The 9,807-nt window shown below is 61.8% G+C and carries 14 protein-coding genes; 10 read left to right on the top strand and 4 right to left on the bottom strand.

Features of this window, described 5'->3' with window-relative positions:
* Positions 1 to 154 precede the first annotated feature (154 nt).
* Positions 155 to 1,627 carry a right-handed parallel beta-helix repeat-containing protein gene (locus tag AK81_RS19930; protein ID WP_043201701.1) on the bottom strand — a complete coding sequence of 491 codons (1,473 nt, stop codon included), beginning with the start codon at positions 1,625 to 1,627 and terminating at the stop codon, positions 155 to 157.
* Positions 1,628 to 1,870: 243 nt separating this feature from the next.
* Between AK81_RS19930 and AK81_RS19925 the strand changes: the two genes are divergently transcribed.
* The 3 genes from AK81_RS19925 (at position 1,871) to def (ending at position 3,761) form a co-directional block, all read left to right on the top strand.
* Positions 1,871 to 2,050 carry a CsbD family protein gene (locus AK81_RS19925; protein ID WP_043201700.1) on the top strand — a complete coding sequence of 60 codons (180 nt, stop codon included), beginning with the start codon at positions 1,871 to 1,873 and terminating at the stop codon, positions 2,048 to 2,050.
* A gap of 218 nt (positions 2,051 to 2,268) precedes the next feature.
* Positions 2,269 to 3,228: a YihY/virulence factor BrkB family protein gene (locus tag AK81_RS19920; RefSeq protein WP_043201698.1), complete on the top strand. Its 960-nt coding sequence runs from the start codon at positions 2,269 to 2,271 to the stop codon at positions 3,226 to 3,228.
* Positions 3,225 to 3,761 carry a peptide deformylase gene (gene def, locus AK81_RS19915; RefSeq protein WP_043201696.1) on the top strand — a complete coding sequence of 179 codons (537 nt, stop codon included), beginning with the start codon at positions 3,225 to 3,227 and terminating at the stop codon, positions 3,759 to 3,761. The genes AK81_RS19920 and def overlap by 4 nt, the downstream gene beginning before the upstream one ends.
* Here the strand turns inward: def and AK81_RS19910 are convergent.
* Positions 3,716 to 4,084 carry a GNAT family N-acetyltransferase gene (locus tag AK81_RS19910; protein ID WP_043201695.1) on the bottom strand — a complete coding sequence of 123 codons (369 nt, stop codon included), beginning with the start codon at positions 4,082 to 4,084 and terminating at the stop codon, positions 3,716 to 3,718. The two genes, def and AK81_RS19910, sit on opposite strands and share 46 nt — an antisense overlap.
* A 357-nt stretch (positions 4,085 to 4,441) precedes the next feature.
* Between AK81_RS19910 and AK81_RS19905 the strand changes: the two genes are divergently transcribed.
* The 7 genes from AK81_RS19905 to AK81_RS19880 all read left to right on the top strand — a co-directional run bounded on the left by AK81_RS19905 (position 4,442) and on the right by AK81_RS19880 (position 8,138).
* A complete protein-coding gene (locus AK81_RS19905; RefSeq protein WP_043201694.1) occupies positions 4,442 to 4,699 on the top strand; it encodes a DUF2790 domain-containing protein in 258 nt (85 codons plus the stop codon).
* 138 nt (positions 4,700 to 4,837) lie between these two features.
* Entirely contained in the window at positions 4,838 to 5,092 is a 255-nt protein-coding gene (locus AK81_RS28580) for a type II toxin-antitoxin system HicA family toxin (protein ID WP_081042115.1), read from the top strand.
* Positions 5,089 to 5,421 carry a type II toxin-antitoxin system HicB family antitoxin gene (locus AK81_RS19900; RefSeq protein ID WP_043201692.1) on the top strand — a complete coding sequence of 111 codons (333 nt, stop codon included), beginning with the start codon at positions 5,089 to 5,091 and terminating at the stop codon, positions 5,419 to 5,421. Before AK81_RS28580 ends, AK81_RS19900 begins: the two co-directional genes overlap by 4 nt.
* A 157-nt stretch (positions 5,422 to 5,578) precedes the next feature.
* Entirely contained in the window at positions 5,579 to 6,004 is a 426-nt protein-coding gene (locus tag AK81_RS19895) for a YybH family protein (protein WP_043201690.1), read from the top strand.
* A gap of 44 nt (positions 6,005 to 6,048) precedes the next feature.
* The gene (locus tag AK81_RS19890) at positions 6,049 to 6,393 is read left to right on the top strand and encodes a YciI family protein (protein ID WP_043201688.1); all 345 of its coding nucleotides are present in this window, start codon (positions 6,049 to 6,051) and stop codon (positions 6,391 to 6,393) included.
* Positions 6,394 to 6,414: 21 nt separating this feature from the next.
* The gene (locus AK81_RS19885) at positions 6,415 to 6,900 is read left to right on the top strand and encodes an SRPBCC family protein (RefSeq protein WP_043201687.1); all 486 of its coding nucleotides are present in this window, start codon (positions 6,415 to 6,417) and stop codon (positions 6,898 to 6,900) included.
* Complete coding sequence (locus AK81_RS19880; protein WP_043201684.1) at positions 6,900 to 8,138, top strand: RNA polymerase sigma factor; 1,239 nt, start codon at positions 6,900 to 6,902, stop codon at positions 8,136 to 8,138. The genes AK81_RS19885 and AK81_RS19880 overlap by 1 nt, the downstream gene beginning before the upstream one ends.
* A gap of 126 nt (positions 8,139 to 8,264) precedes the next feature.
* Here AK81_RS19880 and AK81_RS19875 read toward each other — a convergent pair whose 3' ends face one another.
* Both AK81_RS19875 and AK81_RS19870 read right to left on the bottom strand, forming a co-directional pair.
* Positions 8,265 to 8,735 carry a MaoC family dehydratase gene (locus AK81_RS19875; RefSeq protein ID WP_016488563.1) on the bottom strand — a complete coding sequence of 157 codons (471 nt, stop codon included), beginning with the start codon at positions 8,733 to 8,735 and terminating at the stop codon, positions 8,265 to 8,267.
* 34 nt (positions 8,736 to 8,769) lie between these two features.
* The gene (locus AK81_RS19870; protein ID WP_043201683.1) at positions 8,770 to 9,714 is read right to left on the bottom strand and encodes an alpha/beta hydrolase; all 945 of its coding nucleotides are present in this window, start codon (positions 9,712 to 9,714) and stop codon (positions 8,770 to 8,772) included.
* Positions 9,715 to 9,807 lie beyond the last annotated feature (93 nt).

The raw sequence follows: 9,807 nt of genomic DNA, 5'->3' as shown, positions 1-9,807 counted from the left end.
AAGATGATGTTTGGGATGTGTTCCTGTGTGACCATCTCCTGGGGAGGCTTGAACGGGGTGCAAACCGCGTCCAAGCCTCAAATGTGTAAACCATGTCCCCGGTTTACGATGTAAACGATGTCTCCGGTCGTACACCGCGAAGAGGCCGGTAGCCTTACCGCCGAACCGGCCCGCTCAACTCGGAGGTTGCCCCATCGGCAGTGGTCACGGTCGCGGTAAAGCTGCGCAGCCCGTCGATGTTCTCCAGCACCTGGGCAAACCGCGCCTGCCCCTGCTTGTCGCTGTTCACCAGCACCTCCCCGAGGTACTGCTGCGCCTCGGTGCCATCTGCCTCGGCATTGCCAAAGAACTCTACCCGCAACAGGCTCGACACCGGCCCATGCACTTCACCGCGCAGTACATTGCCTTCCAGCGCAATCAGCCGTGGCGCCTGCTGGTTATGGTTGGGCAGCGGCTGGCAAGGCTTGGGCTCGCCTTTGGCGTCGCAGATGATTGCCTGGTCTTGCTTCGGCAAGTCGGCCCCCACCCCGCGTGACCCCACATACAGCGCATGCGCCTGCGCCGGTACGCCAAACACGATGGCGCCGGTGCGCTGGTCGGGCACGCACGAACCGCCGGCCTCGCAGCGGCGGATATCCTGGCTGTTACCCCAGATGCGGTTGCCGCTCAGGCGGGTGGCGGTAGCATCCGGTTCCGGGCGCAGCGCAACGCCGATGCGGTTGCCGTGGATCAGGTTGCCGTCAAGGATGTTGCCCTCGCCAGTGACGCTGACGCCGATCGAGTTGCCGCTGAAGGTGTTGGCCGCCAGGTAGTTGCGCTTGCCCCAGTTGATCTGCAAACCGTCGGAGTAGTTTTCGAAGCGGTTGCGCACCACGCTGTTGTCGTTGCCCAGCAGAATCTCGATACCCTGCGAGGGTTCAGGGTTGGCTGCAGTAGAGCGGAACAGGTTGTCGGCCACCAGGTTGAATGCCGCGCCGCGGGTCAGCTCCAGGCCGTCGCCATTGTCGATCAGCTGGTTGCGCAGCACCTTGTTGTTGTTCGTGGTGGTGGCGGTGGGGTTACCCGCGCCGTCATCACCGGTCAGCATGATGCCCGCGCCACCTTTGTTGGCGACGATGCGGTTGTCTTCGATCACGTTGCCACTGGCGCGGTTGACCAGGATGCCGATGCAGAAGTTACGCACTTCCAGGCCGCTAAGGTGCACACCTTGAGTGTCGCGCAGCACCAGACCGGGGTTGGTGGTGGTGCGCACGTTGGTGCCGAACTGGCCGGGCAGGGCGCCGGGGCAGGTGCGTACGCCCTGGTCCTTGATGTAGGCCGAACCGTCGATGGCGATGTATTGGCCGTCGCGTGCCCAAGACAGGCCGGTGATGCGCACCGGGCCTTTGATTTCCGGCAGCGCCCGGCTGGGGCGGATAACGTAGGGCGGCTTGCCGACGGCGGCAATGTCGATGCGGTAGTGGCCGGGGTTCTGGTTGCTGGTTTCGATGGCCCAGCGCAGCGAGCCGGGCTGGTCGTCGTCGGCGTAGCGCTCGACACGCAGGGTTTCGGGGTTGGCCGGTGCGGCGGCCAGGGCGGGCAGGGGGAGCAGTGGCAGCAAGGCCACCAGCGCAGGCATCAGACGCATGGGTGCGGGTATCCGGAAAACATTGTTCTTATCGAGTGTCAGCCTGCTGTGGGCGGACGTTTGCGGTGATTCTAGGGCAGCTGTGCCAGCTACGTGGGTGCGCCGGGGTGATTTGGTGCGGTATTCGCCCGCAGTTTTACCGCTCGGCCTGTGGCTGGAAAATCCGTTGAAACTCCCGGCGAGGGTGGTGGGTCCACCTTCTGTCGACACGGTTCACGTGTCTCCATTTGCAGGAGTTTTGCCATGAGCGGTACTAAAGACAAAGCGAAAGGTCTGGCCAACGAAGCAATCGGCAACGTGAAACAGGGTGTTGGCAAGGTGACCGACAACGACAAGCTGCGCGCAGAAGGCAAGGCGCAGGAGCTGAAAGGCGAGGCGCAGCAGATCAAGGGTGATGTGAAGGATGCAGTTAAAAAGCCTTGATCCGAGGCCACCAGTACTGGCCCTTTCGCGGGCTGGCCCGCTCCCACAGGGACTGCACAGCGCTTGAGGTTTGTGCTGTCTCTGTGGGAGCGGGCAAGCCCGCGAAGGGGCTGGCACTCGTGTAAGCAAATTCTTCAAGCATGGTGGGGAGCAGCACAGCAAGCGCATGGTCTATTAGACTTGTCTGTTGAATCGATCGAGCGGCGAAAGGAGACGCTATGATTTTTCCCGCCCTGCAGGGCCTGCCCTTGCACCGCGTGCTGGTGCGCACCATCAAGGAATTTCTTGATGACGAGATGTCTACCTATGCCTCCGCACTGGCTTACCAGGCGCTGTTCTCGCTGTTCCCATTCCTGCTGTTCCTGATTGCCCTGATTGGTTTTCTGCATCTGCCGGATTTCTTTTCCTGGCTGCGCCTGCAGTCGGAACTGGTGTTGCCGCCCCAGGCGCTGGAGCAGGTAAACCCGGTGATCGACCAGTTGCAGCAGTCCAAGGGTGGGCTGTTGTCGGTGGGTATCGTGATTGCCTTGTGGACCGCGTCGGCCGGCGTGCGCTTGATGATGAGTGCGATGAACGCCGCTTACGACGTTCCCGAAGGCCGCCCGGTGTGGAAGCGCATTCCGCTGTCCATTTTCTACACCGTCGGCCTGGCCGGCATGCTGCTGGCAGCCGCAGCACTGATGGTGCTGGGCCCGCAGGTAATGGAATGGATCGCCGCCCAGATCGGCATGCAGGAGTTCATCGTCACACTGTGGACCATCCTGCGCTGGCCGGTGATCATCATGCTGCTGATGGTGGCGGTGGCCCTGATCTACTACGTGATGCCTGACGTGAAACAGAAGTTTCGCTTCATCACCCCCGGCTCGGTGCTGGCGGTGGTGGTATGGATCGTGGCGTCACTGGGCTTTGCCTACTACGTGAAAACCTTTGCCGACTACAACGCCATGTACGGCAGCATTGGTGCAATCATCGTGCTGTTGCTGTATTTCTATATTTCCGCTGCCGTGTTGCTGCTGGGCGCGGAGATGAATGCGGTGATCGAGCACATGTCGAGCGAGGGCAAGAACCCTGGCGAGAAGGATTTCGAAGGGCACAAGGCCCCGGAAACCATCACCGTGCTGGGCCATGAACACCCGCAACCGAGCCAGCACCAACCTTCCGAGCCGAACTCCAGATGATCCGTGACATTCTCAAGATGGGCGACGAACGCCTGCTGCGCATCGCCCCGGCAGTGCCCGAGCACATGCTCGGCACTGCCGAACTGCAGCAACTGATCGACGACATGTTCGAAACCATGCGCCATGTGGGCGGCGTAGGCCTGGCCGCGCCACAGATTGGTATCGACCTGCAGTTGGTGATTTTCGGTTTCGAGCGCAGCGAGCGTTATCCGGATGCCGAAGCGGTGCCGCAGACCATTTTGATCAACCCGGTCATCACGCCCACCTCCACCGAACTGGAGGACGGCTGGGAAGGTTGCCTGTCGGTGCCGGGCCTGCGGGGTGTGGTGCCACGCTTCAAGCATATCTGCTACGAAGGGGTCGACCCCCAGGGTAACCCGATCAACCGCTTTGCCGACGGCTTCCATGCGCGGGTGGTGCAGCACGAGTGCGACCACCTGATTGGCCGGCTGTACCCGTCGCGTATCCAGGACTTTGCCAAGTTCGGCTACACCGAGGTGCTGTTCCCCGGGCTCGAGGTCAGCGACGACTGACCCCGCTGCAGGGCTACCAGGCGTTTGCTGCGCTGGTAGCGCTGCAGGCGGCCGGCCAGGGTTTCGGGCAGTTGCACGGCCATGTGAAAACCCAGGCGCTCATAGAACGCCACCAGGTCCGGGTGGCAGAACAGCCAGGTTGGTCCCTTTGCCTGTTCCAGCGCCGCCTTGATCAATTGCCCGGCCACCCCTTGGCCGCGCTGTTGCGGGTCGACGAACAGCCCCGTCAACCATACGCCTTTACCCACCGCACTCAGGCTCAAGCCTGCAACGATGCCCGGGGCCCTTGCCACCCACAGTTCAGCGTCGCCCGCAGCACGCATGCGCGAACCGTGCTGGCGGTAAAAGTGGTCCAGCAGTCGGTGCTCTGTGGCCGAAAGTGTCGAGCAGTGAAGTTTTTTTAATGAGATGGCGGGTCCTGCCCTGAAAGCTGGCCAAAGGCTCTGGCGTGAGATTTTGCGGCGAATTTGACGCAGATTGTTGCAAATACGGCAAGGGTGAATATCCGACTTCAGGGTTCAACTATTGCCAACCGGGAGTAGAATTTTACTCATCCCCCCTGGCAGTACGAAGCGGGATCGGTACTTCGTGCCATCTTCACCGTAGATGGCAACTTCTCCGCGCCATTGACGGCATTAGAAGTCAATCGATCAGCTTGAATGCTCAAAAGGCAAACCCACATGAAACCATTACTGATTCTTGCATTGGTCGGTATGTCCTCGTTCGCCCTTGCCGACGAGGCCCTACCTGTCTCCAGCGAGCCTGTGGCCCAGCAGTACGACTACACCATGAACCTGGACATCAAACGGGTGATCAACCTCTCGACCATCCCCAATGTCTGCGAAGTGGTGCCTGCGACCATGACCTACGAAGACCACCAGGGCCAGGTGCACACCATCCAGTACCGGGCCATGGGTGAAGGTTGCCAGCAGGGTTGATCGGGCTGGTGTCTGAAGTTGATGGCTCTCTTGCTCACCGTGGCTAGAGGGCCATCAGGGGTGTAGCAGCTCAAGCGATGTAAAATCCTGAATGAATATCGAGGAAAAAGTGCTATCTTAATTTGATAGCATTTTTCGATGAACACTCGATACCGCAAAATTTTCGACGCAATTTTCCGAACGCCGACCACGGCGTCGTTGGCATTTTCCGAGATTGAGGCATTGATACTCCATCTGGGTGGCCAGGTGCAGGAGCGGCAAGGCTCAAGGGTCAAGCTGCTGCTGGGTGAGCACTGTTGGAGGTGTCACCGGCCTCATCCTGGTAAAGAAGCCAAGCGGTATCAGATTGAAGAAGCTCGCGAATTTCTCTTGCGGGCAGGAGTCAGGACATGAGTTGCATGCGCTACAAAGGCTATGCCGCGCGTATCGATTACGACGAGCGTGATGACATCTTCGTTGGCCGTGTGCTCGGTATGCGAGATATCATCAGTTTTCACGCAAGCTCGGTGCCCGAATTGCATGAAGCGTTCCGTGATGCGTTGGAAGATTATCTGGCCGATTGTGCAGAGCGGGGCATTACACCGGAGAAGCCTGCCTCGGGTAAGGTAATGCTGCGAATCCGGCCTGAGGTTCATGCGGCGGCGAGTGTCGCTGCCCGTGCTGCCGGAAAAAGCCTGAACCAGTGGGCAGATGAGGTGTTTGAACAAGCGGCAATGGCTTGAGTCAGGCCGCTTTCAGGCCGCTCCTCGGTAATGCGCTGTCATGACCAAACCAGAATAATCTCCAAGGCCTGTCGATTCCTCCGCTCACCGTTCGACCATAGGTGAAGGCACGCTGCACACCGTGCCCAAACCCTATGTCCTGTCGGAGGAACCCCCGATGAGCACCGCAGCCGAAACCGAGATCCGCCAACTGATCGAGCGCTGGATGCAGGCCGTGCGCGATCGCGATATCCCCAACATCACCGCCCCCTATGCCGATGACATCGTCGCCTTCGATGCCATCCAGGCCCTGCAATTCAAAGGCAAGGCCGCCTATACGGCGCACTGGGAAATGTGCATGGGCATGTGCACGGGCCCCATGGTCTTCGAACTGGCCGAACTCACCGTACATGCCGCTGGCGACCTGGCCCTGGCCCACTGGCTGAACCGCTGCGGCCCGGGCGACGACGAGAGCCAGTGCGGCTTCATGCGGGCGACTGTGGGCTATCGTCGTCAAGGTGACCAGTGGCAGGTGATCCACGAGCACTGGTCGGCGCCTTTCGACATGGAAACACAAAAAGCCCTGTTCGATCTCAAGCCCTGAGCCGTTATCGCCAAACGCACTTTGCCGATGCCCTGGAGGCGACCATGAAATACCTGTGCCTGGTCTATTGTGACGAGGGGCTGCTGCACAGCTTGCCCGACAGCCCGGAAGACGCCGAGTGCATGGCCTATGCCGAAGCCATACAAGGCTCTGGGCGAATGCTGGCGGCCGAGGCGCTCAAGCCCGTGCAGACCGCCACCACGGTGCGCGTGCGTAATGGGCACATGAGCCTGACCGACGGGCCGTTCGCCGAAACCAAGGAGCAACTCGCCGGCTTTTACCTGGTGGAGGCTCGCGACCTGAATGAAGCACTGAACATCGCCAAGGGCATCCCTGCGGCACGGGTCGGCAGTGTCGAGGTGCGACCGGTGCGCGAACTGCAACCCTGACAGCTACGGAGAACCTTCAGCATGAGCCTTGCACACCCCGCGCAAGCGCAACACGAGTTGTCCATCAGCCGCCTGATCGACGCACCACCGGCCAAGGTGTTTCGCGCCTGGACCGAACCCCAGTGGCTGATGCAGTGGTGGGGGCCGCATGGCATGACCACCCCGGAGTGCGAGATGCAGTTGTGGGCCGGGGGGGCATTTCGCACCCTGATGCGGGCGCCGGATGGTAGCGAATACCCGACCCAAGGCGTGTTTCTGGAAATTGCCGCGCCGCGCCGGCTGGTATTTACCGATGCCTTCGGCCCCGGTTGGGTGCCGTCGGACAAGGCCTTCATGACCGCCGTGATCAGTTTTGACGAAGAGCAGGGCAAAACCCGCTACACCGCCCGCGCCTGGCACTGGAATGCCGCAGACTGCAGGGCCCATGAGGAAATGGGCTTCTACCAGGGCTGGGGAGAAAGCCTGGACCGACTGGTGGAGGTGGTGACCCAACGGATGCCCGACTGATGACGGCACTGGCGCAGGTGCGCGCCGAAGTCGAGGCGGTGTACCGGCGGGAGTCGCGACGCATCCTGGCGACGTTGATCCGCCTGCTGGGTGATTTCGACCTGGCCGAGGAGGCCATGCATGATGCCTTCTTCATCGCCGTCGAGCGCTGGCAGCGCGATGGCATCCCCGATAACCCTCGGGCGTGGCTGGTTTCCACCGGGCGCTTCAAGGCTATCGATGCGCTGCGCCGACGCGCCCGTTTCGACCGTTCCCAGGCAGACCTGAGCATGCTGCTCGACGGCCAGGCGCAGGGCCCCAGTGAAGAAGAGTTGTTGGCGGACGACCGCTTGCGGCTGATCTTCACTTGCTGCCACCCGGCACTGTCAGCCGATGCCCAGGTACCGCTGACCCTGCGCGAAGTCTGCGACCTGACCACCGAGCAGATCGCCCGCGCCTTCCTGCAAAGCCCGGCCACCATCGCCCAGCGTATCGTCCGTGCCAAAGCCAAGATCCGCGATGCCGGCATCCCGTACCAGGTGCCGGAACTGAACGAGCTGCCCGAGCGCCTGGAGAGCGTGTTACGGGTGATTTACCTGGTGTTCAACGAAGGCTATTCGGCGTCATCGGGCGAGTCACTGCTGCAGCTGGAGCTCTCCGATGAAGCCATTCGTCTGGCGCGGTTGCTGGTGCAGTTGTTGCCTGATGCGGAGGCCATCGGCCTGCTGGCCTTGATGCTGCTGCAGGCGTCCCGGCAGCAGGCGCGAACCGATGCCCAGGGCAACCTGGTGGTGCTGGAACAGCAGGACCGCAGCCTGTGGGACCGGCAACGCATTGACGAGGGCTGCGAGCTGGTGCGCCAGGCCCTGCAAAGCCGGGCGTTTGGTGCCTACACCGTACAGGCGGCGATTGCTGCGGTGCATGCTGAAGCGGCAACGGCAGAAGAGACTGACTGGGCGGAGATTGTCGGGCTTTATGACGTGTTGCAGCGGCACTGGCCCTCCGCAGTGGTGGAGCTGAACCGGGCGGTGGCGCTGGCGAAGCGGGATGGGCCGAAGGTTGGCCTGCGGGAAGTCGAAGGGATTCTGGCGCGGGGTGAACTGCTGGACTATCACCTGGCGCATGCGGCGCGGGCCGAGCTGCATTATCAGCTGGGGCAGGTGGAGGAAGCGCGTGCGGCCTGGCGGCAGGCGCTGGCCTTGACCCGGCAAGCGCCGGAGCGGCGGCATATCGAACGTCGGTTGCAGGCCACTGAATGATGTTTGCAGTGCTGGCCTCTTCGCGGGCAAGCCCGCTCCCACAGGTACCGCACAGTGCTCAAATCTGTGGTGATCCTGTGGGAGCGGGCTTGCCCGCGAAGAGGCCGGTACTGGTTAAATCAGTCTTCAGCTAGCCACGAAATTCGGCGGCGACACGAGTTCGACAGTCTGCTGCTTGCGCGGCGCCAGGATCTCGGCCTCACCCTGCACCACCAGCTCATCGTTCTGGTTGTACACATTGGTGGCGATGCGCACCTTGAACTTGGGCAGTTTCTCGAGAATTTCCAGGCGCACGGTCAGGGTATCGCCAATTTTTACCGGCTTCTGGAAGCTCATCTGCTGGCCCAGGTAGATGGTGCCTGGGCCAGGCAGGGTGCAGGCCACTGCAGCACTGATCAGCGCGCCGCTGAACATGCCATGGGCAATACGCTCGCGGAACATGCTCTTGGCGGCAAACTCGGCATCCAGGTGAACCGGGTTGTGGTCACCGGACATCGCAGCGAACAGCTGGATGTCGCGTTCTTCAACGGACTTCTTGTACTCGGCCGTCTGGCCAACTTCGAGGGCTTCGTAAGGCGTGTTGGTGACCTGGGACATCGGTGCTTCCTTAAGCGTTGGGCGAGGGCGGCTATCATTCACTGCGCACAGGGCGGCCAAGGGCCAGCGCCTGTTCGAGCCAGCCGAGAATATCGGCGGTGACCTCGTCACGGTTGGTTTCGTTGAGTACTTCATGCCGCGCCTCAGGATAGACGCGCAGCTGTACATGTCGATTGCCGGTCGCGCGCAGGGCGTCGGCCAGATGGGTGAGACGCTTGCCGGCACTGACCGGATCACATTCACCACCGATTACCAGCATGGGCAGGTTCGGATCGATCTGCGCGAGGTTACTCGGCTGGCTGATTTGCGCCAAGCCTTGCAGCAGGTCGAGCCACAGCTGGTTGCTGCAGCGAAAGCCGCACAACGGGTCGTTGACGTACAGGTCGACCTCGGCCGGGTCGCGGCTGAGCCAGTCGAACGCCGTGCGGTTGGGCTTGAAGGCTTTGTTGAACGACCCGAACGACAACCATTCGATCAGCGCACTCTTGCCCTGCGGCCCCTGGCGCCAGCCCTCCAGCCGGGCAATCAGCCGCGCCACGCGGTACAGCGCCGCCGGTTGGTAGTTGGAGCCACTGAGAATCGCCCCGTGCAGGCTGGCGCTGTGGTGCAGCAGGTAGGCCTGGGCGATGTAGCTGCCCATGCTGTGGCCGAACAGGATTAACGGTGTGCCCGGGTAATGCTGGCCGATGTGCTGGGCCAGCAGCCCAAGGTCGTTGACTACGGCATTCCAGCCATGATGGCGGGCGAACAGGCCGAGGCTGCCCAGCTCAGCGGTGCGCCCGTGGCCGCGTTGGTCGGCAGCGAACAGGGCAAAGCCGGCCTGGCTCAGGGCATGCCCCAGGCGCTGGTAGCGCCCGGCATGCTCTGCCATGCCATGGGCCAGCAGCACCACGGCTTTTACCGGTGTGGCCGGCAGCCATTGGTGCACGTGCAGGCTGCAGTGCTCGCTGGCGGGCAGCCAGAAGGCGTCGTGGGGCATGGCGGGTCCTTGTGCGCACAGGTACCCGAACAGTGTATGCACAACCGGCCGGATTGCAGGAAGGGCACAAATAAGATTCACAATGTTAATGGC

It is taken from the genome of Pseudomonas putida W15Oct28 (assembly GCF_000708715.2).
Lineage (GTDB): Bacteria > Pseudomonadota > Gammaproteobacteria > Pseudomonadales > Pseudomonadaceae > Aquipseudomonas > Aquipseudomonas putida_R.
This window is presented reverse-complemented; position numbering and strand designations above follow the sequence as displayed.